At 66.7% G+C, this 24,132-nt stretch carries 29 protein-coding genes; 9 read left to right on the top strand and 20 right to left on the bottom strand.

Going from position 1 to position 24,132, the window contains the following annotated elements; all coding sequences use genetic code 11:
- Positions 1-585: 585 nt before the first annotated feature.
- The 7 genes from ACSNOA_RS21715 to ACSNOA_RS21685 form a co-directional block, all read right to left on the bottom strand.
- On the bottom strand, positions 586-987 hold the full coding sequence (locus ACSNOA_RS21715) for a nuclear transport factor 2 family protein (RefSeq protein WP_436660941.1): 402 nt from the start codon (positions 985-987) through the stop codon (positions 586-588).
- 1,288 nt (positions 988-2,275) lie between these two features.
- Positions 2,276-3,187 carry an NADP-dependent oxidoreductase gene (locus ACSNOA_RS21710; RefSeq protein WP_436660940.1) on the bottom strand — a complete coding sequence of 304 codons (912 nt, stop codon included), beginning with the start codon at positions 3,185-3,187 and terminating at the stop codon, positions 2,276-2,278.
- Positions 3,188-3,230: 43 nt separating this feature from the next.
- Entirely contained in the window at positions 3,231-3,611 is a 381-nt protein-coding gene (locus ACSNOA_RS21705; RefSeq protein WP_436660938.1) for an MmcQ/YjbR family DNA-binding protein, read from the bottom strand.
- A gap of 45 nt (positions 3,612-3,656) precedes the next feature.
- Complete coding sequence (locus tag ACSNOA_RS21700; protein WP_436660936.1) at positions 3,657-4,304, bottom strand: nitroreductase family protein; 648 nt, start codon at positions 4,302-4,304, stop codon at positions 3,657-3,659.
- Positions 4,305-4,365: 61 nt separating this feature from the next.
- Positions 4,366-4,815 carry an isocitrate lyase/phosphoenolpyruvate mutase family protein gene (locus ACSNOA_RS21695; RefSeq protein ID WP_436662397.1) on the bottom strand — a complete coding sequence of 150 codons (450 nt, stop codon included), beginning with the start codon at positions 4,813-4,815 and terminating at the stop codon, positions 4,366-4,368.
- Positions 4,791-5,159 (bottom strand): isocitrate lyase/phosphoenolpyruvate mutase family protein, encoded by a 369-nt coding sequence (locus ACSNOA_RS21690; RefSeq protein WP_436660934.1) that lies wholly within the window; start codon positions 5,157-5,159, stop codon positions 4,791-4,793. The genes ACSNOA_RS21695 and ACSNOA_RS21690 overlap by 25 nt, the downstream gene beginning before the upstream one ends.
- Positions 5,160-5,266: 107 nt before the next feature.
- Positions 5,267-5,800, bottom strand: coding sequence for a carboxymuconolactone decarboxylase family protein (locus tag ACSNOA_RS21685; RefSeq protein WP_436660932.1), 534 nt, complete (start codon positions 5,798-5,800; stop codon positions 5,267-5,269).
- Positions 5,801-5,935: 135 nt separating this feature from the next.
- Here ACSNOA_RS21685 and ACSNOA_RS21680 point away from each other — a divergent pair, with 135 nt between their 5' ends.
- Complete coding sequence (locus tag ACSNOA_RS21680) at positions 5,936-6,583, top strand: TetR/AcrR family transcriptional regulator (protein WP_436660931.1); 648 nt, start codon at positions 5,936-5,938, stop codon at positions 6,581-6,583.
- A gap of 227 nt (positions 6,584-6,810) precedes the next feature.
- Here ACSNOA_RS21680 and ACSNOA_RS21675 read toward each other — a convergent pair whose 3' ends face one another.
- Positions 6,811-7,557, bottom strand: a complete 747-nt coding sequence (locus ACSNOA_RS21675; protein ID WP_436660929.1) for an SDR family oxidoreductase — start codon at positions 7,555-7,557, stop codon at positions 6,811-6,813.
- 588 nt (positions 7,558-8,145) lie between these two features.
- Between ACSNOA_RS21675 and ACSNOA_RS21670 the strand changes: the two genes are divergently transcribed.
- Positions 8,146-8,298, top strand: a complete 153-nt coding sequence (locus ACSNOA_RS21670; RefSeq protein WP_436660928.1) for a hypothetical protein — start codon at positions 8,146-8,148, stop codon at positions 8,296-8,298.
- Between the two features lie 174 nt (positions 8,299-8,472).
- On the opposite strand, the gene ACSNOA_RS21665 is transcribed toward ACSNOA_RS21670, so the two are convergent.
- Positions 8,473-8,709: a hypothetical protein gene (locus tag ACSNOA_RS21665; protein WP_436660926.1), complete on the bottom strand. Its 237-nt coding sequence runs from the start codon at positions 8,707-8,709 to the stop codon at positions 8,473-8,475.
- 604 nt (positions 8,710-9,313) lie between these two features.
- Positions 9,314-9,466 (bottom strand): hypothetical protein, encoded by a 153-nt coding sequence (locus tag ACSNOA_RS21660; RefSeq protein WP_436660924.1) that lies wholly within the window; start codon positions 9,464-9,466, stop codon positions 9,314-9,316.
- Between the two features lie 203 nt (positions 9,467-9,669).
- Here ACSNOA_RS21660 and ACSNOA_RS21655 point away from each other — a divergent pair, with 203 nt between their 5' ends.
- Complete coding sequence (locus ACSNOA_RS21655) at positions 9,670-10,359, top strand: hypothetical protein (protein ID WP_436660923.1); 690 nt, start codon at positions 9,670-9,672, stop codon at positions 10,357-10,359.
- Positions 10,360-11,218: 859 nt separating this feature from the next.
- Here ACSNOA_RS21655 and ACSNOA_RS21650 read toward each other — a convergent pair.
- The 5 genes from ACSNOA_RS21650 to ACSNOA_RS21630 form a co-directional block, all read right to left on the bottom strand.
- On the bottom strand, positions 11,219-11,782 hold the full coding sequence (locus ACSNOA_RS21650) for a DinB family protein (RefSeq protein WP_436660921.1): 564 nt from the start codon (positions 11,780-11,782) through the stop codon (positions 11,219-11,221).
- A gap of 671 nt (positions 11,783-12,453) precedes the next feature.
- The gene (locus tag ACSNOA_RS21645) at positions 12,454-13,689 is read right to left on the bottom strand and encodes an MFS transporter (protein WP_436660919.1); all 1,236 of its coding nucleotides are present in this window, start codon (positions 13,687-13,689) and stop codon (positions 12,454-12,456) included.
- A gap of 313 nt (positions 13,690-14,002) precedes the next feature.
- The gene (locus ACSNOA_RS21640) at positions 14,003-14,476 is read right to left on the bottom strand and encodes a DUF3618 domain-containing protein (RefSeq protein ID WP_436660917.1); all 474 of its coding nucleotides are present in this window, start codon (positions 14,474-14,476) and stop codon (positions 14,003-14,005) included.
- Positions 14,473-14,904 carry a phage holin family protein gene (locus ACSNOA_RS21635; RefSeq protein ID WP_436660915.1) on the bottom strand — a complete coding sequence of 144 codons (432 nt, stop codon included), beginning with the start codon at positions 14,902-14,904 and terminating at the stop codon, positions 14,473-14,475. The genes ACSNOA_RS21640 and ACSNOA_RS21635 overlap by 4 nt, the downstream gene beginning before the upstream one ends.
- 94 nt (positions 14,905-14,998) lie before the next feature.
- Entirely contained in the window at positions 14,999-15,235 is a 237-nt protein-coding gene (locus ACSNOA_RS21630) for a hypothetical protein (RefSeq protein WP_436660913.1), read from the bottom strand.
- A gap of 266 nt (positions 15,236-15,501) precedes the next feature.
- Between ACSNOA_RS21630 and ACSNOA_RS21625 the strand changes: the two genes are divergently transcribed.
- From ACSNOA_RS21625 to ACSNOA_RS21615, 3 genes are all read left to right on the top strand, one after another.
- Positions 15,502-15,843 (top strand): ATP-binding protein, encoded by a 342-nt coding sequence (locus ACSNOA_RS21625; protein ID WP_436660912.1) that lies wholly within the window; start codon positions 15,502-15,504, stop codon positions 15,841-15,843.
- A 27-nt stretch (positions 15,844-15,870) separates the two neighbouring features.
- A protein-coding gene (locus tag ACSNOA_RS21620) for an IS5 family transposase (RefSeq protein ID WP_436662391.1) occupies positions 15,871-16,736 on the top strand; the annotation gives its coding sequence in 2 pieces (ribosomal slippage) (positions 15,871-16,204 and positions 16,204-16,736; 867 coding nt in all).
- A 97-nt stretch (positions 16,737-16,833) separates the two neighbouring features.
- Positions 16,834-17,190 carry an STAS domain-containing protein gene (locus ACSNOA_RS21615; protein WP_436660911.1) on the top strand — a complete coding sequence of 119 codons (357 nt, stop codon included), beginning with the start codon at positions 16,834-16,836 and terminating at the stop codon, positions 17,188-17,190.
- A gap of 156 nt (positions 17,191-17,346) precedes the next feature.
- Here ACSNOA_RS21615 and ACSNOA_RS21610 read toward each other — a convergent pair whose 3' ends face one another.
- On the bottom strand, positions 17,347-17,559 hold the full coding sequence (locus ACSNOA_RS21610) for a hypothetical protein (RefSeq protein WP_436660909.1): 213 nt from the start codon (positions 17,557-17,559) through the stop codon (positions 17,347-17,349).
- Positions 17,560-17,902: 343 nt separating this feature from the next.
- Here ACSNOA_RS21610 and ACSNOA_RS21605 point away from each other — a divergent pair, with 343 nt between their 5' ends.
- Positions 17,903-18,232 (top strand): hypothetical protein, encoded by a 330-nt coding sequence (locus tag ACSNOA_RS21605; protein ID WP_436660908.1) that lies wholly within the window; start codon positions 17,903-17,905, stop codon positions 18,230-18,232.
- Between the two features lie 881 nt (positions 18,233-19,113).
- Positions 19,114-19,668 carry a hypothetical protein gene (locus tag ACSNOA_RS21600; RefSeq protein ID WP_436660907.1) on the top strand — a complete coding sequence of 185 codons (555 nt, stop codon included), beginning with the start codon at positions 19,114-19,116 and terminating at the stop codon, positions 19,666-19,668.
- 506 nt (positions 19,669-20,174) lie between these two features.
- On the opposite strand, the gene ACSNOA_RS21595 is transcribed toward ACSNOA_RS21600, so the two are convergent.
- The 4 genes from ACSNOA_RS21595 to ACSNOA_RS21580 all read right to left on the bottom strand — a co-directional run bounded on the left by ACSNOA_RS21595 (position 20,175) and on the right by ACSNOA_RS21580 (position 22,859).
- Positions 20,175-20,462, bottom strand: coding sequence for a hypothetical protein (locus tag ACSNOA_RS21595; RefSeq protein ID WP_436660906.1), 288 nt, complete (start codon positions 20,460-20,462; stop codon positions 20,175-20,177).
- 415 nt (positions 20,463-20,877) lie between these two features.
- Entirely contained in the window at positions 20,878-21,363 is a 486-nt protein-coding gene (locus ACSNOA_RS21590) for a carboxymuconolactone decarboxylase family protein (RefSeq protein ID WP_436660905.1), read from the bottom strand.
- Positions 21,364-21,463: 100 nt separating this feature from the next.
- A protein-coding gene (locus tag ACSNOA_RS21585; protein ID WP_436662396.1) for an IS5 family transposase occupies positions 21,464-22,326 on the bottom strand; the annotation gives its coding sequence in 2 pieces (ribosomal slippage) (positions 21,464-21,990 and positions 21,990-22,326; 864 coding nt in all).
- A gap of 50 nt (positions 22,327-22,376) precedes the next feature.
- Positions 22,377-22,859 (bottom strand): carboxymuconolactone decarboxylase family protein, encoded by a 483-nt coding sequence (locus ACSNOA_RS21580; protein ID WP_436660904.1) that lies wholly within the window; start codon positions 22,857-22,859, stop codon positions 22,377-22,379.
- 175 nt (positions 22,860-23,034) lie between these two features.
- Here ACSNOA_RS21580 and ACSNOA_RS21575 point away from each other — a divergent pair, with 175 nt between their 5' ends.
- On the top strand, positions 23,035-24,108 hold the full coding sequence (locus ACSNOA_RS21575; protein WP_436660902.1) for an RNA polymerase sigma-70 factor: 1,074 nt from the start codon (positions 23,035-23,037) through the stop codon (positions 24,106-24,108).
- Positions 24,109-24,132 lie beyond the last annotated feature (24 nt).

The raw sequence follows: 24,132 nt of genomic DNA, 5'->3' as shown, positions 1-24,132 counted from the left end.
AGCAGGAACCGCCGACGCCGAGGCGGCGCGCGGCAACTGCTCGATCTAGCGTCGATGCCAGTGAGGTCGATGTGCAACCAGGGGGCAACTTCGTCTACTTCGGCGGTCCTGACGACAGCAGGTGGTCGCCGCAGGCGATCCAGTCACGCCCCAACGGCTGACGGACGGCCCACAACAGCCCTAACAACGCATTGATTTGCCGCATTCCGCGTGGCCGTCCGTCACAGTGAGCGGTTCTCACTGCCCAATTGACCTTTTGAGGATCAAGGCGGCCCGCAAAGCGGGCCGCGCCGGCCCGGCCCTGGCCTGCTGGCGACCTCCGGCCGGCATCGGCCGGGGCGGCCGGCCACGCTTGGGGACGACCAGGGGCCAGAAGACCTCGGGGCTCCGCCTCGAACCCCGACCCTCCTCAGAGATGCCGCCTGCGGATCACCTCGCCGGGCACCACAAGGGCTACCAGCCTCCCCGGACGGGGCCAAGGTCGTTCGTCCGGTAGGGCGCTCCACCTTGTCCCCGTCCGGGGAGGCTGGACGGTCTGGCGACTGCCCGACGAGGAGATCCGGTATCGCAGACGACAGGGTGAAGTCATGGATGCAGCGGCGCCCGTCGAGGTTTCACCTTCCGAAAGGCGATCCGCCACCCAGCGACCTCTCGGCGGACAATGTCCTCGTAAACCACGCTACCGACTGATCCGTTGGAATTGATGCCAATCCCTTTCGACAGAGCCCGGACGGTGCCGTCCGCGTCCTCGGTTACGTAGACGTTCGTGACATGGTGGCCCACAGGGTTCCTGTCCCCGAGGGCTAGAGCTGCTTGCTTGATTGCCTCATAGCCGTGCAACTCGCCAGCTCCGAAGGCTGTCACGTCATACACCACGTCGACAGCGAACAGCTCGTCCATCCTGTCGAGTTCGCCAGCGTCCATGAGATGCCCGTGCAGAGCTATCAGCTCGTGGACCGCCAACTTGTCTTCCGCCGAGAGCGTCATCAGCGAACCCCTCCCCGTACAGCCATCTGTACAGCCAAGACTGCCGGCAGACGCCGACACGGCCAGACAGCAACAGACTGCGTGACCAGGCGCAGGCTACCGTGACCACCCATCCGCGATCTTCTCTTAATCCGCGGGTTCGGGGTTCGAGTCCCTGGCGGCGCACCAACGATCAAGGCCTTGACCTGTTGGTTCACACTGGGTCGGGGCCTTTTTCGTGTGCGCGGGCGGTGGGTGGTCGCTCGGTGGGTGCTCGGGAGCCGGTGGACCGGGGTGGCGTTGGTGGGACACGGCGCGGTGCTCCGGGACGCCGGTCGGTGGCTGCGGCGCGGGATGGTCGAGCGGCCGGGGTTGCGGCTATCGGTGTTCCGGATCGGTTCGGTGGGCGGTTCCCGAATGGGCTCGGAGCCGGGGTCCGGCGATCTTGGCGGAACGCGGTATGCCGGTTCTGCGGCGTCTGTCGTCAACTCTTCGGCTGATTTGCCTCGATCGTGGCGGAGCGCTTGTGCGGGTCCATACCGATGACCACGCGATCCGACGTGACACTCAACAGGTCCTCCCGTTGCTCGATCCACCTGGTTCATCGAGCCGGGAGGGCAACGCTACTTCGAGCAGAGCAAACCCCTCTTGAGCCTCTCCCCGCCCTGGCGGCGCCCGGGACTGCGCAGGCCAAATGCGAGCCACACAACAAACGTGGGCAGCCGATGTGAGAGCGACAGCCCGGGCGCCTCGACCGAAGCCTGGCCGGGCCACGGTCGCAGGTCAATGAAAGAAGTAGGCTCCCCTCTGTGTCAAGACACCGCCGGGAGGAGAGCTCTATCCTGGGTCTCGGCGGGCATTAGTAGACGCGCGATGGCGGCCTGCCACACCCGGGCGACGATCAGCGAGCCGAGGATGCGACTGGTCTCCTCGCCGAGGGATGCCTTTTCGAGAGCCGGCACAGGAGGACGCCGCGGTCGAGGATCTTGCCCATGTCGAACGAGCTGTGCGCATTGCCGATGACGCTCTTGACGAAGTCCCGCAGCAGGAACGCCCACAGCCTCGCGAGGACGGGGGCGATGACCTGGCCGCGGAATCGTTGATGCCGTCGCACCAGAGCCAGAACCCGCCGAGCCCGTCCGGGTCGTCCAGGCCGTGGGTGAACCTGCCGCGAAACTCCCGGTCCTGCAACAACGACGGCACCAGACCCAGCGTCGGCTTGGCGTGCCGCATCAGCGTCGAAGATCCCGACGGTGACCTCCGGTGGGGCGGCGAGTGATCAGGCACCAACGTCCTTCTACCGCGGACGTCAGAACTCGAGGACGTACTTGACCCCACCAGAGCGGCCGCCCGCAACCTGGTCCGCGATCGCGGCGCCGTCCTCGAATGGTGTCGTCCGGACGTCAAGGCGCAGTTCGCCGGAGGCGGCAAGTGCCGCGAGTTCGCCGAGTGCACGTCCGTCGGGCTGCACGTAAAGGTTCGAGGTGGTGATTCCGCGAATCGAGTCGGGTGCGTCCGAGGTGATGGAGGTGAGGCGGCCTCCGTCGGTGAGCAGTCCGATCGCGTCCTCGGCGGTGCCTGTCGCGGCGATGAGGACGGCATCGAATCGGCGATCGCTTTTTTGCGCCCAACCGTCGGCGTGGGTGTTGATGACCTCGCTGGCGCCGAGAGCGCGGAGTTGATCGGCGCGGGCCGGTCCTGCACCGGCGACGATCTCGGCGCCCCGGAGGTGGGCGAGTTGCACGGCCAGTGACGCGGTGGGGCCGGAGGCTCCGACGACGAGCAGGCGGGTGGTGGCGTCGACGTGCAGCTCGTCGAGAGCCTGCTGGGCGGTGAGCCCGGCGACCGGGAGCGCCGCCGCAATCTCCGGAGCCAGGTTCTCGGGCAGTCGTGCGACGTGCGCGGAACGGACCAGGACGCGCTCTGCCCAGGTGCCACTGCCGCCTGGCAGGGGCGCCTCGTGGACCAGCACGAGGTCTCCCGTGCGGAATTCGGTCTCGTCCGGGCCGGTCGCGATGACGCGGCCGACGGCTTCGACGCCCAGAGCTGCGGGCGGAACGAGGCCGACGTCCCATCCGCCCGTGTGAAGCAGGGCGTCCCACGGGCCGATCCCTGCCGCGACCACCTTAAGGACGAGCTCGCCCGCGTCAGGCTGGCGGGGGTTTGGAAGGTCGAGGATCTCCAAGGCGCCGTTGGCGGCTCGAACACCGAGTCCGATCACGATTTGTCCTCTCTGTTGATTCTGTTCGTGCGTGTTTCGGGTTTCAAGCGGCCGGGCTCGTGCCCTGGTCCGCGGGCCGCTTGGATTTTGGGAGTTTGTCGACCACGAGCCGGTAGGAGTCGGTGATGAGTTCTTTCACCAGGTTCTCGTCGACGCTGGGCCCACCTGCTGCCGTGATCCAGTGCTTCTTGTCCATGTGGTAGCCGGTCGTGATCTCTGCGTACTGCTCGCGCAGCCCGACAGCCTCGTCCGGATCGGCCTTCAGGATCACGACGGGGTGTCCCGGCATGTCGGTCATGAGCATGAAGACCTTGCCGCCCACTTTGTACAGTTCCCAATTCGGGCCGACGCGGTGCTCGAACGTCACGTGCGGCAGCTCTGTCGCGTACTCGTTCGCGACCTTCTGGAGTTCCTGTCCGTCCATAGCTGATCAATTCCTCTAGTGATCGGTTCGCCCGGGCCAGGCGGCTCAGGCGAAGGTGAACAGGCGCTCGGGCTCGAACCGCGACACCGGGGTCTTGTACTGCTTCGCCTCGTCGGGGTAGCCGAGCGCGAGCAGCACGGTGGTGGTGTGTCCGGTCGCGCGGATGTTAAAGGCCTTGTCCACGCTGACCGGGTCGAAGCCTTCGAGCGGCATGGCCTCGACGCCGAGCTCGGCGGCGGCCATCATCGTCAGACCCATCACCATGTAGGTCTGCTTTTCCATCCAGTGGTAGGTGTCCTTGTAGCTGTATTGGCGCAGGCTTACGAAGTCGCGGGTCATCGATTCCCACCGCTCCTGCTTGGCCTCATCTGCGAACCGGCCGTCGGCCCGCTCCTTGGCGAACACCGCTTCGAGGTGGTGCTCGGTCACATCGGCCCGAGTGGTGAGGATGATGGTGTGCGAGGCGTTGAGGATCTTCTCGGCGTTGTCCTGGAACCGCTCGCCGAGGTTGGCCGCCAGCCGCTCCTTGCCCTCGCGGGTGGACACGACGTAGAAGTGGTTCGGCTGGATGTTCGTCGACGTGGGAGCCGAGCGCAGGAACTTCAGCAGCTGCTGAAGAGTCTCGTCCGGGATCGTCTTGCTGCCGTCGAAATACCGGCTGAGGTGCTTGCTCATGAGCTTGTCGAGATCCATGTCATCGTGCTTTCTGTGCGTGATGAGTTGAGAGGTTGTAGATGGTGAAAGTCGGATAGGGCTAGGGTTTGCGGGCGAGGAGTTCTCCCACCCGGTCGAAGCTGATGCCTGTCGTGGCCGAGGCGATGTCGCCGGCCTTGAGCGCCGCGGCCGCCTGTTCGAGAGCAGCCATCGCGTGCGTGTAGAGCGCAGGGCCCAGGCTGATGCGCTTGACCCCGGCTTTCTGCAGTTCAGAGACGGTCAGCACCTGGTCCGCCGGTGAGATGAGAACGTTCACGGGTGTCGGCGCGACGGCGGTGACGATCGCGACCAGGGACTCGAGGTCGGGCGGGAACGGCGCGTAGAGCACGTCGGCGCCGACCTCGGCGAAGGCCGTCAGCCGTCGGATGGTGTCATCGAGGTCAGGCCGCCCCTGGATGAAGTTGTCGGTTCGAGCGGTGACGACGATGCGTCGCTTCGCCGCGACGACCGCACTGCGAACCCGGCCTACCGCGTCGTCGAAGTCGCGGATCGGGTCATCGGGATTCCCGGTGGTGTCCTCGATCCCGATGCCGGCCAGCGCGCGTGCGCGACGGCACTGTCCACGGTCACGGCGACGTCCTCGGCGGTGACGCCGTAGCCGTCCTCGAAGTCACCGTTGACGGGCAACCCCGTGAGCCGGCCGAGCAGCTGTGCGTGGTCGAGATGCTCGTCGCGGGTGATGCTGTGGCTTCCGTCGGTGCGGCCCAGCGCGGCCGCCAGGGCCGCCGACGACGTGCCGATGGCCTCGAATCCGGCATCCGCCAGGATCAATGCCGACACGCCATCCCAGGCGTTCGGCATGACGAGGGCCCCTTCTCGGGTGTGCAGTGCCATGAACGTCTCATAGAGCTCAGAGCCGGACATATCGTTCCTTCCCAGGGCGTTGATCAGGGCGAGGGTTCGACCGATCAGGTCCCTGTTCCTGTGAGCTTGGTAAGCGCTCATGCCAGGTCGGGGATCGGGATGTCGACGTCGGTCAGGTTGACGTTGTTGAGGTAGTTGGTCAGCAGCGCCCGGACGACCAGCGTGACGATCGCCAAGATCTCCGGATCGGTGTACCCGGCCCCCTGGACGGCCGCGAGGTCAGCATCACTGACCCGTCCGCGCGTCTCGATCACCCGCTGGGCGAAGCGAGCCACCGCAGCCCGCTTCGGATCGACCGAGCTTCCCGCCCGTGCCAGCTCGATGTCCTCCACGGACATTCCGCCCTTCAGGGACCCGGCCGTGTGCAGCGCCAGGCAGTAGTCGCAGCCATCGGCTTCGGATACGGCCAGTGCGATCGTGTGGCGCGTCCTCGCGTCCAGGAGCCTGCCCGCCTTCGTCTGCACCGTCATGACGAGATCGAGGACGGTCGGGTTCGACGCGAGCATGGTGAACATATTCGGTACGAAGCCGAACTGCGCTCCGACCTGGTCGAGCGTGCTCCGCACGTCGGCGGAGGGCTCATCGGCAGGAAGAACGTTCAGGCGTGACATGGGAAATCCACTCCGGTCCATGCGGGGGTGGTCGATAACCGACCTGGGTCAAGTTTTGGGCCGCGCAGCCCACTTCCCAGATACAACACCACACAAGACTGGGCTGTCAAGCCCACTCTTGATAAGATGTGAATCATGAAGTCCACGACGGCAGCACCAGAGCCTCGCCAGCTCACCGCGAAGGGGCAGGCGACGCGTGCCCGGATACTGGAGAACGCCGCCGCGCTCATCTACGCCGAGGGCGTCCACGCCACGAACAACGACAAGCTCCGGCGCGCCGCCGGCGTCAGCGGGTCGCAGATCAACCACTACTTTCCGACCAAGGAGAGCCTCGTCCTGGCGGTGATCCAATGGCAGGCTGAACGCGTCCTCGGGCTCCACCACAGCGAACAGTTCGACGGCTTCGAGAGCCTCGAGGGGTTTCGGAAGTGGGCAGCGTTCTATATCGGGTATGAACGCGCCTACCACGAAGGCTGCAGCCTCGGGTCGCTCGCCAGCGAGATCATCAAGACCGACCTCGACGTTCACGGTGAGCTTGCGGATGCGTTCGCCCAGTGGCGACAGATCTTCCGCGACGCGCTCCTCCGCCTGCAGCGGCAGGGCCGTCTGAGCAACGAGGCCGACCCCGAGCAGCTCGCGAGCCTGCTCCTCGCTGCGTTCCAGGGCGGCATGCTCCTCGCACAAGTCGCCCGGAACATCTCCCCCCTCAAGGATGCCCTGGAAGCCGCTCTCGGCTACATCGAGACCTTCGCGACACCATGCCCCAGTAGCGCGGATGGATAGGACACCAGATTACGGATCTGGGGGCGCAGGTTTGAGTCCTGCCAGGGTTGCTCATCCAGGAGGTCGTAGCCGACTGGCAGGCCTGTGAGATCGACTTCCGTGTCGTCAACGACGAGAAGGCCGGCGTCATACGAGGCCACTCTCGGAGATACCCACACGGGAGTGCGACACGACGTTGCCGGTGACGACCGTCTCGTTCTGCGCGCCGTTGAGCAAGACCAATTCGGTCAGATGGCCAACCCGGCACCCCCAGACACAACGATCTCCTGCCCGGTGATGTAAACGGCATCGTCCGAAGCCAGAAAAGCGACCGTCCCCGCGACGTCTTCTGGCGTCGCGAGGCGGCCGAACGGATTGTGCTCGGCCATCGCCGTCATCGTCCCCGCGACGTCATCGGTTGCCGTCCGGATCGAGGCTCTCGTCATCGGAGTGTCGGTCATTCCGGGGCTGACCGCGTTGATACGAATCCGGCGCGGTGCGAGCTCGAGCGCAAGTGTCGGGATCATGGCCAGCATCGCGCCGTGTGACCCGGCCGCGACGCTGCTGCCGGTGAGGCTGCGCGTTGCTCCGATACCCACTGTCACAATGACAGAAGCGCCGTCAGACAGCAGCGGCAAGGCTTTCACCAGGGTGAAGAACACTCCTTTTGTGTTGACGGCGAACACCTCGTCGTAGCCCGATTCGTCCCAATCCTCCAGCGTCATCGGACGGTTGACGCCGGCGTTCAGGAACAGCGTGGTCAGACTTCCCAACTGTCCTCCGACTTCGGACACGACCTTGTCGATGTCCGATAGCGACCGCACGTCAGATTGCAAAACCAGGACATCGTCGGGCAATTCTTGCCGTGCGCGAGCCACGCTCTCCTGACGTTGTCCGGTGACGGCAACGCGGTAGCCGCGATTGTGCAGAGTCCGGGCGGTCGCCTTCCCGATTCCGCTGGTGCCGCCCGTAATCAGGGCCGTACGTTCCGACATCACAGTCACTCCATCCTGGTTGTTGGCTGGACTGGACGGGCCAATGGCAACACGCCGCTGGCGTGGTTTCTGGCTGGTTCGCCCAGAGTCGAGCCACCTACTGGACTATACCGTCCAAGTTTGCAAGCCGAGTTCGCGGCCCCCGCCGCGGCACGCCGGATCCGGACCAGCTCGTCGCCACGGTGGTCGAGGCGGTTCTTCAGCGCGCCGACAAGCCGGGCGAGCGCACGAAGGCGAGGCTCCTGAGCCTGAGCCGGGATGGTGATCTTTTGTTTGGCTCTGGTGCGGTTCAGGTCGGTGGTGCTGCGCCGGGGCACGGCTGTGATCGGGGTGTCGGCGTCGTAGACGGTGACGGTGTGCTCGTCGAGGGCGACGGTGACGAGTTTGCGGGCGTGGATCCTCCCGACTTGGATCTTCTGTCCGGCGACCTGGAAGCTGCCGTTGAACCGACACGACCCGGTCGACCGTCGGGGCGGTGGCCGGTGGTGGGACCGGGGAGGCCGGTCGGGCGTCGCGGATGCGGCCGCAGGCGGTCGGTGGCAAGGGGCAGCGCAGGGTGCGGCGCAGCTGCCCGGCCTCGTCGATGACGTGCAGAAGGACGCCGTCGAGGCGGACCCGGACCCGCTGACCGGCAAGCGGCATGCCGACGCTGATCTGCCGACCGGCGATGCTGATGCCGCCGCAGGCGTTGACGGCGCGGTCGATCTCGACGGCGGTGGTCTGCGGCGCCGGCTGTGGTAGTGGAGGCGGGCCGGCAGGGGTCCCGCCGTCGGCCAGTAGGCGGGCCAGGTCGCGTTGGGACAGCCTTGATGGGCTGGACTTGATGCGGGCGCCATCGACGGTCAGGACGTGCAACCGGTCGGTGTCGACCCAGATCGTGACCGGGGTGCCAGCGAGGGCGGGGCCGAGCCACACCTACTGCTGGGCAACGGTCAGGTTCCCCGACGGGGGCACGACGCGGCCGAGCTGCACCGGCTGCGGGCGGACGGTGGACACGGTCACCGACGCGGCGTCGACCTCGACGGCGGGTGGTGTCCTCGGGGCCGGCGGCGCGGCGGGCAGCAACCCGGACGGCAGTCGCAGCAGCAGCCCTTTGCGGCCGACCGCTCCAGTCCCGGGGTGGGGCGGTGGGTGCGGTGAGGCCCTGCACATGCCGCGAGTCGCCGCGGTTGCCGCCTCGCGAGCATGTCTAGCGCCGTCCGAGGCCACTACGTCAAGCATCACCCGCCGCAGGACACCGGGCCGGCTGCCGGCCTGTCGGGTCTCAGGACCTGCGTGACAGATCAGTCTCGGGACGTGGGTGACACCTCTGGCTAGATGATCTATGGCCTGCTCACTACGACGTTTGCAGCAGCCAGGGGCAGGACCCGGACTGGATTGGTGGCTCGGTCCGCAGCCGTGATCGCACCCACCAGAGCGGCTAATCGACCAACCGATCGCATGCCTCCCAGACGGCGGCTGCGAACGGGCCGGGTCGCGGCTCAATACAAATCTCATCCGCCACGAACTGAGCCGTGCTCTCGGGGCAGCTCACCAGGAAGTGGCGCGTCCCGGACGGCGAGCAAGTTTCGTCCGGAAACGCTTGACGGTTGTAGGCTCGCAGCCGCTGCTTCCATGGTGAGTCGCGTACCTCGTAGAACCCGTAACCACGGTTCCGCAGTCGGGGATCGCCCATCGCGGCCTCGTCGTTTGGGTACCCGAAAACCGATTGGGAACAACGCGCGAACGTCACAATGGCTGGACCTACCGCCTGGAACTACCGGTTGACCACGAAGAGGACGAGGACGGCGTCCGGCCCGTCGGTGTGTAGCAACATCTCGCCCGAACCCGCTGGCGAAGGACGGAAGCCCAGGTCGAGTTCGACGACCTGGTTCGCCTCGATCCCGTCGCTCTGATCGATACTCAGCACGGAAACAGTATTGAGGAGCATCGGCCCGCGCAGGATGCTCGCGGCCTCACCGTTCGGACGGCCAGCGCGCGGAGCCTGGTAACGATCGGATGACGCTGATGCCCACGAACACTTGGCGGAGTATCACGCAGGTCCTGAGACCGGACAGCCGGCTGCCGGCCATGCCGGGCTCCAGTTGATGCGTTACGGATCAGCGTCGGATGATGCGCGACATCGATGGCGGGGGCCAGTGCCGAACCGTTACTCAGCACGACGGACCTGTACAGGCCGGGAGGTTGTCCGGCCGACTGTGGGAGGAGAAAGGGATGCTTTCGGACTACCAACAGCAACTGCGGGCGAAGTTCCTGTCCGCCCCGGTCGTCGCGGCGCCCGAGCCATGGCGGTACCTCGACCAGACGCGGCGCTACATACCGGTGGGCGGGCTGCAGGGAGTCGGCTTCGGTGTTCACCCGGAGACCGGCGTCGACCTCCTGATGGTCGTCTCGATGGACGGCTTTGGCCTGATCGACGCGACAACGGGTGAGAAGGTCGCGCGGGACCGTCACCCTGACCCCGACGACGCGTCACCGTCCGGGCCCGACCTTGCCTGTCCGGGCATCGGCGTGCTGGCGGGCACTCGGGTACGCATCGCCGGGTTGTTCGGCGGCGGCCTGCACACCACGACCGACGACGGCTGGACCATCGACGTGGTGGCACCCGAGTGGCCAAACCATCGCGTCCTGCTGTCCAGCGACGGGGGTGCCTATAACGGCCCACCGGGCACGACCTGGTGGCACGTCTTCCACTCCGACTACTCCGAACTACGCGCCGCCGGATTCTCCCCGTCCGGCCGCACCCTGGTGATCGCGACCAGCAGCGACGTGACACTCATCGTCCGCCCCGAGGTCGCCTGACCGCATACGTCACGGCACATGGCGGCACGCCCCGCCGGAGTGTCACGCATCATCTGAAGCCAACCTGTCACACATCAAGCGGAGTACGACACCGGCTGCCGGCGAAAGCACCCTCACAGAATCCCCGTTCAAAGTTTCTGTACGTCTTGAAGGCGGCCCTTGACGGGCCGCACGCGCCGCCGCCTGGGCACGCGCCGGCCGCTGCCGCTGTCGCTCTGCGGCCGTCACGCCTGATGCCCGGCGGCCGGCGCGGAGAGCGGAGAACCCGGGGCCGCCGCGACGGGATAGCGGGAAGAGGTGGAGGTTCATCGCCGGCAGCCGGCCCGCGCCGCGCCTGAGCGGCGCGGCGCAGGTAACGCGCGCGCCGGGTCAGCGCGGCAAGCCCCAAGCATGGGGGCGGTGTCCGCGCGAGGACATGCCGGTCGTCCAGGAGCCGGCTCCGCAGCCGCTTAGGGTCAGGTCAACCGCTCGCCTGGGAGGGGAGGGGTGGCCGCCGGTGGCCAGCTCTGACCCCGGGAGCGGGTCCGTGCCGATCGAGGTTGGGTCAACTGCGCCACTGTAGCGGTGTCGTCGGGGGTGCGGTCCGTGACACGAGAGCCGACTCCGTCTGTTCCGGCAGCGTCCGACCGTGCGTCAAGGCCCGCTTGACGTGCGGGGTCGGGCCGGCTCGGCCCCGGCCTGCTGGCGACCTCCCGCCGGCATCGGCCGGGCCGGCCGCACCCTCGCGTGCGTGATTCAGCCGGAGGCAGCGACGGGATCGGACGGTTGCTCGACAGCGCAGCTTCACTGAAGCTCGCAGCCGCGGAGCGTCAAGGAGGCCGCGTAGCTTTCCGAAGCTCGATCCCCGGTCACCGGAAAGTCATATTCGGCGCGGTGCGGCTCCGTCCTGCCAGCGGTAGAGGTCGCGCAGCAGGGAAATCTCGGCACCGTGATGGATCAGCTCCCTGTTGACGTGCAGGATTCTGTTCGCCATGGGAAACCGTTCGGGACCCAATGTGGGCGGATTCTCCAGGTCAGCGTCCGAGAGGTCGCGGACCCCCGCGTTCCATTTCCCATACATCTCATCGAGCTGTTTCAGCGCCTCGTCAGCAGTCCCCGCGTAGGCGAATGTCTCGGAGTTGACGTCCTGGCCGCCGAAGTACCATCCGACCCGATAGCCCAGACACGAGACGATAATGTGCGCCAGCCGCCAGGCAATTGTGGTCACTGGCGCCGGCTCGGGGCCAGGGAACACGTAGTCCATCGTCCATTCCCGCAAACCTTCCGACATCGGTGCGGCCGACGTGTCACGTGGACGGATACTCCAGCAGCCGCGCACCGGCTCCCAGAAGTACTCCTCGTCGGTAAGACCCTCCAGCCGTGGCCGCAGGTTTTTGCGCCAGTACCAGTCCAACTGCTCCGAGAGCTGCTCGCTTCTTGTCACTTCCGCACACTACATACAACGGAGACCCTGGCTGCGACCCTCGCGGACGCCGGGCCACTGTCTGCCGCGTGCCCGGTCCGTGCCCGATGTAGGGGACAAGATGAGTCAACGGCGGCGCGGCCTGCAGCCGCGTGTGCACGCCCGTGCTGGACCGAGGCGTTCGTAATCTCACCCAGCGTGTAGATCAACACGATTCCCAAGCTGACAGTCAGCCGATCGCCCGTCCTCGACGTGCCTCAGCCCCTCGACGATGGCAGGATCGCATACGTGGGACCGGCCGGCAGCCCGTGGTGGCAGGGAGCGAAGACGCCGAAGCAGGGATTCATCCTGGGAGGTATCTGGCTTTTCCTTGCCGTGACGCACTGGGTGTTCGCCATCGGGGAGCCGATCAGTTGGTCCGTGATCCTCTCTGCGCTGGCAGCATTGCTTGGCGTTGGCTACCTAGTAACAGCCGTGCTGCTGCGCCGGCGCCAGCGCTCAGATCAGTGCTAGCTGGAAGCTGCGCGCCGAGCGGCTTGGGCACACAGGGGGCACAAGACACCGTCAAACATCGTCAACCAGCGATCAGCCATGGCAGCCGCCAGAGCGGTGTGAGCAGGTGTCACCGGTCGTTCACGCTGGTGGCGGGACAGCGACTCTATGTTCCGCTTCAACGTCTGACAAGCCTGGTCCTATCGACGGGCGGTGGCGAGGAGGCCGACTAGGGCGAGCAGCATCCAGCCGACAAGGTAGCCGAAGGCGGCGGTCGGGGAGACGGCTGTCCAGAGGACGCCGGATATGGCGCTGGCGGCGACGTTGCCGAGGGCTTGCACGGTGGCGAGGACGCCGAAGGCGGAGCCGCGGGCGTCGACGGGGGCGAGAACGGCGACGGCGGCGTGTTCGGCGGTCTCGACGGCACCGATGCCGACGCCGGCCAAAACGAATGGCACGGCGAGCAGGACCAGGCTGGCAGTGCTCGCGGCGAAGCCGGCGTAGGCGAGGGCGAACAAGACAACGCCGGCGGTCAAAACGAGGACGGGGCCACGCGTGCCGAGCCGGTCCGCGAGACGCCCGGCGGGAATGGAGGCGATCGTGGCGGCGATGTTGTAGCCGATGTAGAGCACCAGGGCCAGCCGGGTTGCCGCTTCCGTGCCGTGGGCGGGAGTCAGTTGCTCGGTGGCGCGCAGGATCAGCAGGGTGGCGGCGACATTGCCGACTTCGAAGGCGGCGATGCCTGCGAGCAACCGGCCGAGGCGACCGCGCAGTACCGGGCGTAGGCGTAGCCGGATCGGTTGACGCTCGCGCTGCTCGGCACGGGGGGCGCGGCGGATGGCGTAGACGATGGCCAGCGCCGCCAGCACGCCGGGGATCACCGACAGGCCGGTGGCCCACTTGACGCCGACGAGGGCGACCAGGCCCAGGGCGAGCAGCGGTCCGAAGATCGCACCGAAGTTGTCCATGGCCCGCTCAAAACCGTATGCGCGGCCGTACGCGGAAGCGGGCACCACATCGGCCAGCAGGGCGTTACGGGCCGGCACTCGCAGTCCTCGGGCTGTCCACGCGCCGGCACGTAGCAGCGCTACCTGCCACACGGAGGTGGCCGCACCGATCAACGCGCCGAGGGCGGCGGTGATGGTGTAGCCGCCAACCGCGACCTTGCGGCGGCGGCCGGGATCGTCCGCCAACGCCCCACCGGCGAGACGAGCTGCCCCCGCCAACCCGTCCGAAACACCCTCGATGACACCCAGGGCGGCGGCCGAGGCACTAAGCGAAGACGTGAGCAGACTCGGCAGCAGCGCGGTAGGCACCTCGTGGCCGACGTCGGCCAGGAAGCTGGCCGAGCCGATCCCTGCGACGCCGGGAGTAAGCCACCGCCGGCCGTCCTTCTCGCCGGCCGCGTTCACACTCTCGTCAACTGCCTCAACCATCACAGCAGTATCGGGCGCTGGGGTCTGAGGCGGGACGGCCCGACTGGGTGTGCCACGCCGTCGCCAGGCCGTCAGCCGTCAGACGACGATGACCAACGACGACCATTGGCAACGACGTTTGCCGAGGTCACAAGGGGTGATCGGCCTACTGACGGACGCAGACGATTGAGGCTTACCGTAGTTCGTGAACTGGCGGGCAAGCTAGTAGCTCTGGGCGTCCGGGCCCTGCCGAGATCGTCACGCCAGGTGGCAAGACAACCCACGTTACTGGTGTCGTCGCCGATGTCCGAGCCCGGGTAGTCCGAGCCGCCAGTTATCTTGTCCGACGGCGTCGGTAGGCCATCACGGTGATGACGGCCGCGGCGCCGGCGGCCGTGACGACTGGAACGGGCTTCGTACGCACGGCGGCGGCGATTTTCGCTGTCGCGGCACGTGCGGAGGCGATCACGGCGGGCTTGGTCTTGTCGGGGGCCTGAGTGCCGGTGGCCGCCGAGGCTCGCACTCGGGCCACGGCTTGAAGGCTTTTCTGCTTGGCAACCGCGGCCCGTTGGGAGGTCTTCTGCCGCACCGTGCCGACCCTTTGGGCTGCCGAGGTTCGCGCTGACTGGCTGGCCGTGGTCAAGCGCTGCCGGAGCCCGCTCGCGGTTGAGGTGGCCTTGGTGCGCAGGCGCGTCTTGACGTCGGTCTTGCCGGCCAGAGCGGCGACGGTATCTCCCAGCTCCGCGCGTGTGTGCTGGATGTCCTGCCGCATTTTCTCCGGGTCGTTACCCGCGTTTGCCGTGCTCATGGCTGCCTCCGACTTGCCGCGCCGCGTATCGCCTCGGTGTCTGCCCGCACGCTGTCCCTGGTTTCCGTCGGCGTGGGTGGCATGGCCTTCGTGACCTGCTTCTTTCCCAACAGGGCCGCTACCGCTGCCGCGATGAACAGGATGACGGCGACGATGAGCGCGGCTAGAGCATCCGGGATGACCGCGCCCAGAGCCAGGATCACTGCGGCGACGAGGGCACCGCCACCGTAGAAGCCGAGCGTGGCGCCACTACCGAGCAACCCTGCGCCCATGCCTGCGCGTTTGCCCTTCGCGGTCATCTCGGCGCGTGCCATCATCAGCTCGTCGCGGACCAGGCGGGTGATCTGTTCCGTGGCGCGCTGCACCAGCTCAGGGACCGGGGTGTCAGCAGATGCCGCGCCGGGGCTGCCACCGGGTTTGTCTGCCATGAGTGCTCCCACTTGTTCTCGCGTTTGGGATGGCCAAAGATGCCGACGGGTGGCCCGGTTGGCCACGTCCGACTGATGCGGTGGGACGGCCGCGTCAGCGCTGCTGTACGGCTGGCGCGGTCAAAGAGCCCTGCGAGAATCCGTCGGAGCGTCTGACCGGAGATGGGAAGGCAGTGTCGCCCAGCTGGCCGGCGAAGTCACCGGCCGGGATGTCGCTTGCCTGCTGCCTGTGACGCCGCAGCGCCAGCACGCCCGCCGCTCCGGTCAACGCCCCCGCGCTGAAAGCTAGGACCAGAGCTTGCCGAATACGTGAAGTGCTCTTGCGCGCCATGAATCGCTCCTTGTACCCAACGTGCCCGTCGAGCCTTGATTGTCGGGCTCGCACGCTTGCGCTACGCACCTAATCGGTGGACTTGCATGGGAAGCGAGGCGGGCTCCGGGGCGGGGAAGCTGGGGCGGTTGGGCGCGATCGAGAGGCAGCAGGTGGTCGGCGGGCGTCGGCGGATTCGTTCCCGGTGCTGGGGGTAGATTGCGCACCATGGTTGGCGGCAGCCCTGCCGACGAAGAGAACTCGGTCTGCGCGGGCGGGGGGCGGATGTGGACGGGGATACCCTGTTGTCCGCGAGAATCACGGCTCCACGGGTGTCGGAGCTTCGCCAGGCTGTCACTGCTGCCACTGCGGCTGCCGGGCTCACCGGATCTAGCCTGGAGGACTTCGTGCTAGCAGTGCACGAGCTGGTAGCAAACGTCGTACGTCACGGCGGTGGCGTTGGGGAGTTGCAGCTCAGCCGCTCCGAAGACATGGTGACCTGCCGAATCTCTGATCAAGGTCCCGGCATGCCCGCCCATGCCGTGCATACACTGCCCGATCCCCGCATGCCCGCGCACCGGGGTCTGTGGCTCGTACAGCGCCTAGGGCGTGTCCTGCCGATCTTGTAGTGGTTGATCGTTGACGATGTGCCGGTGGTGCGTCGTGGCGAGTTGACCGATGAGGCGTGGGCGGTGATCGCACCGCTGCTGCCGGAGCCGGGTGGTGCCCGGGGGCGGTGGCGGGATCACCGTCAAGTCATCAACGGGATCCTGTGGAAGCTGCGTACGGGTGCGCCGTGGCGTGACCTGCCGGAACGCTTCGGGCCGTGGAAGACCTGCCACGAGCGGCTGCGACGGTGGACTGCCGACGGCACGTGGGATCGGATCCTCGCCGCGGCGCAGGTGCATGACGACGGCACACCGGTGCAGTGGACGATCAGCATCGACTCGTCGATCGTGCGGGCGCACCAGCATGCCGCTGGCGCCCGCAAAAAGGGGGCTCCCCGACAAGTCCGGCGACGCCTGGTGCGCAAGATGGCGAGGCCATCGGCCGATCCCGCGGCGGGCTGAGCACGAAGATCCACCTCGCCGTCGACGGACGGGGTCGGCCGTTGTCGATCCTGCTCACTCCAGGTCAGGCCGGCGACAACCCTCAACTCCTGGCGCTGCTGGACGCGATCCGCGTCAACGAGCCGGGACCCGGCCGGCCCCGCAAGCGTCCCGACGTGCTGATCGCGGACAAGGGATACGCCCACGACTCCACCCGCCGAGCCCTGCGCCAACGCGGCATCCGGCACGTCATCCCCGAACGGTCCGACCAGGTCGCCCGCCGTGCCGTCAAGGGCAGCACCGGAGGGCGACCACCAGCCTTCGACAAGGCGACCTACCGCAAGCGCAACGTCGTGGAACGCTGCTTCAACCGACTCAAGCAATGGCGCGACCTGGCCACCCGCTACGCCAAACGCGCATCCCTATACCGGTCCAGCCTGGTCCTCATCGCCACTGTCATCTGGCTTCCATGATCGGCAGGACAGGCCCTAGCCGGCGATCTCGTCCCTACCAGCACTCCAAACGGGGTCACCGCGTTGATCAGCTCAAGATCACCCCCGGCGAGGCGGCATGACGGCCGGCCCCAGCGACCAATGGCAGTGGCGTTCCGCGGCTCGCACCGACCGCGCTGTCGTGACGCTGTCAGGCGAGTTGGACGTGAACAGCGCAGACGAACTGGGCGATCTTCTCCATGCCGTAATCCAGGACACGCCGGTAGTCGATCTCGACCTCGCTCAGGTGGCATTCCTGGACTCGACGATCCTCAGCGTGTTCATCAGAGCCTCTCGCACCGCAACCGACGCCGGAGGCTCCCTGGCCCTGCTCAACCCAACCCGTCACGTCCGGCGAGTCCTTGAGATCACCGGCGTTCTCCCGCTGTTCGGGCCAGACGATGAACCGGGATCGGTCCGGGCCGACGCCTTGTAGCACCACAGCAAGGAAGTAGCCACACGAGTAGCCAAGGCGGTGCCCCTCCGGCGGACATGGCCGTACCTTCGCGGACTCGTCGAGCGAGGCCGGGCGACGTTGACCAAGCCTCGCCCGCTCCTGGCAGTGTGGGGCAGAGGTTCCGCTCGCGCAGACTCAAGCGGATTTGACAGCCTGCGCGATCAACGCCACGCCGGAGGCGACGAGGGTGGCCGCGACCAGTACCAGGACCAAGCGGGTCAGGACGCGGCCGGCGACCGTCCCGACGATGGGGGCGTACTGCTCCTGTTCGGCTCGGACGAACCGGCCGGGCAGCAGCAGGATGGCCACCCCGGCGAGTAGGAGCGCGGCACCGGCGACAAAGGGCATGAGGCAGCTCCTTTATCGATCTTAGTTCTGCCAGCGAGGAGCGCGCCGGTTGTGGGCAGGAGAGCAGCCAAGCGAGCAGCCAAACCAGCGAGCATGAGCGGACGATCGCGGACGGAGACGCCCTGCCCGGCACGAGGACCAGGCGGTGGACCAGCGCCGGGGGACTGACTCGTAATGTGCGGATCATGCGTTGCCCGTCCCTTGACCGCGGTGTGCGCTGCGCCTTCCGCGAGGCGATCATCGACATGCACCGCAACTCGACCGGGTCGCCGGATGCCTTAGAGTTGGCCGCAGACGGCTGGAAGCGCCGCGCCCGCCCACTGTAAGCGCGAAGGGAGTCGCAATGGCAGCCGGTCGGATCGCGATGGCGGTGATTGGCGTGCTGATGCTGCCTCTCGGGGTTGGTGCTGTGGGTGCTGGACTGGTCGCGTTGTTAGGCGGCGTGCTCAGCTCCGACGGCGGACCGCCGACGTGTGATGGGAAGGTTATGCGCCCTGACAACCGGTGCCACATCATTCGGAACGGGCAGGGTGAGTCGGTCAGCTACGAGGAAATGGTGCGGCGTAAGGAAAGTGGGCTGCGGGACGGGCTGATCATCGGCGGCACCGCACTCGGCGGCGGAGTCGTGCTACTGCTCGGCGGCCGGTTGCTGATCCGCCGCGCCCAACCGTGACGGCGACCAGGTTGGCGAAGCCGTCAGGTGGGCCGCGAGCTGGACCGCCACCTGGAGAGGTCCGACCGGCCCGACAAGATCCGAAAGATGTGCGGAATAGCTAAGCGCGACCCTGGCAGGCTATCGGGCGTATGTCCTGGTAGGAGGCAGATCTGCGCGGCGAGCGCTACCCCGTTCCTAAATCGTGTGCCAGTTAAAACCCGGCCGGGGATACCTGATGTCAGCGCTTGACCTGGGCGACAGGCCCCCGAACGTGAAGACAACAACGAAGAGACAAAACAGGGCGGGCCCAAGACCCTCGTTGGCGCACAGGTAGATGACGAACGCGAGCCCGGCCAGGCCGATGGCGTAGGCGTACCACAGGGGTACAGCGACGGCCTGCTGCCGGCGCCGGCGTGAGGGGGACACAGCCTCTCCATCCAGTTCTCCGACAAGAGTCTGGATGATAGCGAGGACATCGACGAAGCACAGTGCCCGTAAGCCATGATCACCTGGCATAGATCGGGCACAACTGAGCGCGTACACCGGCGAGAGATGCCGGAGAACGACTGAAGACGTTTCAGCAGGTCAAGGGCTGCGTCGGGGGTGACGTAGAGAGGTCGGAAAGCCCGACTCTTGCTTCCAGCGGAACTGCACGAACCTGCACCCCAACGGCTGATCGACTTGAACGACAGCTTGGATCGGGTGCAGCTGTCGACAGCAACGGCGACAGCAACCGACGTGGACGAGGACACCCGGCGACGGAAGCGTGCGGACAGTCGCCCGAGGTCACGAACACGGGCAGACGACGCCGGACGATCCGCACAGAGCTTGTAAGCGAGATGCTCGGTGGCCCCTTCGCTGGCAACACGAGGCTTGCCTCTTGGTCGATCATGGGTGGCGTGCAGGATACGGTCGCTGTAGCGCTGGTCACATCCATGTCAACCCTGGCCGCAGCCAGCATCACCGGGCTGATTGGCCTATGGGCATCCCGTCGTCAGGTCGCGAGCCATCTAGCCGCCGCTCGTGAGGAACGAGCGGAGCAGCGGGCAACATGGACGGCTCAGCTTCGCCGGGACTCTTACGTCGGCTTCCTCAGTGCATGTGACCAGGCGTATCGACGCCTCGACTGGAACTGGCAGCAAGAAAACCATGATGCAATCCTGAAGGCCCGCAGCGAGACTTACCAAGCGCTGCGAGGTCTTGACGAGGCATACAACATCGTGCTGCTTGAAGGGCCAGGAGGAGTCGCTCGGGAGGCGGAGCTCGTCACCAGGAGCATCGACGACGAGTATCGTGAGCAGCTGCGATTGATCACCGAAGCCGCCTCGGAGTCTGACGATATCCCTCTGAATGCCTTGTACAGAGGGGAGAGACGTACAGCGATCGAAGAGCGGACGAAGCGCAGAGACTCCTTCGTCGAAGCGGCGAAGGCTGCCTTGAACCCAACCAGGTAGAGCGATGTCACCTACGAGCAGCCAACCGAGCAGCCAAACCGGCGACCAGTGGCGGACAATCACGAACCGCGGCAACCAGCTCCCAGGGTGCGATGGGCTGCGGATCAGCGCCCGGGGACCGACTCGTAATGCGTAGGTCGACGGTTCGATTCCGTCAGGCGGCTCGGCACAGAAGCCCAGGTCATCGACCTGGGCTTCGCCGTTTGCTAAGGTCGACGCCCTCGCCGCCGGCCGTGCCAGTCCGCAAATAGTCCCATCTCGCGCGGCGACCGCCTCGTCCAGCCCGTTGGCGACCGCGTCCAGGTCGTCACCGACGAGACCGGCGTACAAGTCCAGGGTCATCGACGCCGAGGCGTGCCCGAGCATCCGCTGCACCGCCTTGAATGCCTTGCGCGCTGATCGAGCCTTACATTGATCTCCGATGGCATCCGACTCTGCCGATGACAGGATGCCTCGGTTCCAAGTCTGCGCACACTCAGGCGGAGCGGAACCCGGCTCAGAGACTGTTACTGGCTTTTCGCACGCTCGCGATCGGCGGCTACCCGGACGTCGCGAAAGTCCAGGACGGCCTCCCGAGCGATGCGAATGAGCATCGCAAGATTGCGATGCGCTAGCAGCAGCACGTCGTCGAGGACCTGCGGGGATATCTCAAGTTCACGCGGGCCGTAGCAGTCGTGCCACGCCATGTCCGTGAGGTGCAGCAAATCGAGCGCGGCCTCGACCTCCCGGGAAGCGAACAGTGCCTCAATACGAGGTCTGCGTTCCTGACGGCGCTGCTCACTCCCGATCGCCATCGATCTCCTCCCAACCGTGTCCGTAAGCCAATATGATCTCCAACCACCGCTCGCGTCGGCAACGGTCGGCGGCACTCGGGTCGAATCCCAGCCACCGGCCCACGCGTCCGCAACTGCCGCTGACCTGGCGCGTCAGTCGTCCCCACACCATCACTGTCAGTCCGGCATCCGGGCCGGCCGCCGCGCCGTCAGATCACGATCGTTGGCTGCAGATCCGGCCACCAGCCCCAGGGTCGGAGTGACTCACCGTGATTACTGGACGGCCATCAACGCGAATACAAGACAGTTGGATTACCTGATCCTGCCAGTCTCACGGGCCGAGTTGCAGGCGCTGTTCATGACTCCTCCTTCGATGCAGTTGTTGATGCCGGTCCGGGGTGGGTGATCCTGGGCCGGGCGGTGGTCGGCGTGCTGGTCAGTTGGCCATGCCCGCGAACTGGCCGGGCTGGTAGGAGCCTCCGGGGTTGCGCACGATCACGTTGAACCGGTTGTTGGCGTTGATCATGGCGATCAGGGAGACCAGCGCGGCGATCTGGTCGTCGTCGTAGTGCTCGCGCACCTTGGCCCAGGTCTCGTCGGACACGCCTTGGCTGGCGTCGGCGATGCGGGTGCCCTCCTCGGTGAGTGCCAGCGCGGCGCGCTCCGCGTCGGTGAAGACCGTGGACTCTCTCCATGCGGCGACCAGGCTGAGGCGGACCGCGGTCTCGCCGACGGCCGTGGCGTCCTTGGCGTGGTAGTCGACGCAGAAGCCGCAGCCGTTGACCTGGCTCGCGCGTAGCATCACCAGGCTCTGGGTGGCCTGGGGCAGCGGCGAGTCGACGATCGCCAAGGCGACGTTGTAGATCCGCTTGGCGATCTTGGCGCCGAGGTTGTTGGCGAGCAGATTGAATCGGGATTCCATGGTCTGTGTCCTTACTCGTAGACGTGGGTGTGCGGCGTGGATCTTTCGCGCGGCGGATCGCGCTGGCCGATTGCCGCCTAGAGAGGGCCTGTCCTGTCGATCATGGGAGCCAGATGACGGCGGCGATGAGGACCAGGCTGGCCTGGTAGAGGGATGCGCGTTTGGCATAGCGGGCGGCCAGGTCACGCCACTGTTTGAGTCGGTTGAAGCAGCATTCCACGACGTTGCGCTTGCGGTAGGTGGCCTTGTCGAAGGCTGGTGGTCGCCCGCCGTTGCTGCCCTTGGCGGTCCGGCGGGCGACCTGGTCCGAGCGTTCCGGGATGACATGCCTGATTCCTCGGGAGCGCAGGGCTCGTCGGGTGGAGTCATGGGCGTAGCCCTTGCCGGCAATCAGGACATCGGGGCGTTTGCGTGGCCGGCCGGGTCCGGGCTCGTTGACCCGGATCGCGTCGAGCAGGGCGAGGAGTGGGGGGTTGTCGCCGGCCTGACCGGGGGTGAGCAGGTTCGACATCGGCCGTCTGCGGCCGTCGACCGCCAGGTGGATCTTCGTGCTCAGCCCGCCTCGTGATCGGCCGATGGCTTCCCCATCCTGCGTACCAGGCGTCGCCGGACTTGTCGGGGAGCCCCTTTTTTGCGGGCGCCAGCGGCATGCTGATGGGCCCGCACAATCGACGAGTCGATGCTGACCGTCCACTGCACCGGTGCACCGTCATCGTGGACCTGCGCCGTCGCGAGGATCCGATCCCACGTGCCGTCGGCCGTCCACCGGCGGCGTTCGTGGCAGGTCTTGCACGGCCCATAGTGTTCCGGCAGATCACGCCACGGCGCACCTGTCCGCAGCTTCCCCAGGATCCCGTTGATGACCTGGCGGTGATCCCGCCACCGCCCCCGAGCGCCGCCAGGATCGGGAAGCATCGGCGCGATCACCGCCCACGCCTCATCGGTCAACTCACCACGACGCACCACCGGCACATCGTCAACGACCAACCGCTACAAGATCGGCAGGACACGCCCTAGCCGAGACGGCCGGGTTCGTAGTCACCCCCGGGCTGCCGGAGGATGACGCCCATGCGGTTGGTCGCGTTGATTAGGGCGATGAGCATCACCAGATCAGACAGTTGATTCTCGTCGTAATGCTTGGCGGTGGCCGCCCACACCTCGTCGCTGACGCCGCTGGCCGCGTCTGCGATGCGGGTGCCCTGCTCGGTGAGCGCCAGCGCGGCGCGCTCCGCGTCGGTGAAGACCGTGGATTCGCGCCAGGCGGCGACCAGGTGGATGCGGGTTACGCTTTCTCCAGTGGCGGCGGCGTTCTTGCTCCACAGGTCGGTGGCGTAGGCGTCGCCGTTGATCTGACTGGCCCGCAGCAGCACCAGCTTCTGGGTCGCGGCGGGCAGAGTCGAGTCCTGGAGGATCGTCTTGCTCGCCGTGCCGAAGTGGGCGGCGGCCTTGGCTGCAGGCGCATCCGGGTTGCTGAACAGACTCAAACGAGCGGTCATTGTGTGCTCCCTGTGCGGCGTCGTTGGTCGAAGTCGAACAGGAGATGCCGGTGGCCCGAGTGGCGTGACACCGACGGAGGTGTGGCCTACGTCACCGCAAGGGGATGTCACGGAGCCAGCGGGACCGGCATCCTGTGTGAGGCACTAGGAAGATCCACGCGGATGGGAGCCGGTGATGAGCGAGCGCAGTGACGGGACCATGGAGACCACCGGACCGACCACTGACGGCAACCGTGTGGATCACGCCACCGAGGCCTTCGTCGCCCACCGGAACCTGTTGTTCACCGTCGCCTACGAGATGCTCGGCTCGGCGGCTGACGCCGAGGACGTTCTGCAGGAGACCTGGATGCGGTGGGTGGAGGTCGATCCGGGCATCGTGCGCGAGCCGCGCGCGTATCTGATCCGGATCACCACGCGTCAGGCGCTGATGCGGCTGCGTTCACTTCGTCGGCGCAAGGAGACCTATGTCGGCCCCTGGCTACCCGAGCCGCTACTGACCGCGCCCGATGTGGCCGAGGACGTCGAACTGGCCGAGGGTGTCTCGATGGCGATGTTGTTGGTGCTGGAGACGCTGACGCCGACCGAGCGTGCGGTGTTCGTGCTGCGGGAGGTGTTCGGCCTGGACTACGACGAGATCGCCGAGGCCGTCGACAAGACCCCTGTCACGGTCCGACAGATCACACACCGGGCGCGGAACCATGTCGCTGCGCGGCGACCGCGCGGGGCCGTGTCCCAGGCCGAAAACCGCGCCGCTCTGCTGGCGTTCCGACGAGCAGTCGAAACCGGCGACCTGCAGGGCCTGCTCGACCAACTCGCCCCGGACGTCGTCTTCCTGAGCGACGGCGGCGGCGTGGTCCAGGCCGCGCTGGAGCCCGTCGTCGGCGCCGATCTGGTCGCAGCCCTACTGGCAGCGGGGCTGGGCAGGATCGCAGGCACCGCAGCGGTGCAGTCGGCGCAGATCAATGGCCACCCGGCACTGATCATGCGGATCGGCGGCCAGGTCGAGGGCGTCCTGGCGGTGCGGACCGAGGATGGCCTGATCACCGGGCTGTACTTCGTGCGCAACCCCGAGAAGTTGTCACGCCTGGAGCAGGAGACCTCCCTGCGTCGTACTCCCGTCGTGGGTGCTGAGCTCCCCGACTACTGTGAAGTCCCACTCGTTGAGCATCCGGCGCAGGTCCTTCATCCGAGCACGGATCTGGTGCTGCATCGCACCATGATCTCTGAGGCCGGCGGTGGCGGTAACTGATTTCTGGCTGGCTCGCGGCGCTCG

Source organism: Micromonospora sp. URMC 103 (assembly GCF_051386435.1).
Lineage (GTDB): Bacteria > Actinomycetota > Actinomycetes > Mycobacteriales > Micromonosporaceae > Micromonospora.
The sequence above is the reverse complement of the archived record's forward strand: the minus strand, read 5'-3'. Positions and strand labels throughout refer to the sequence as shown.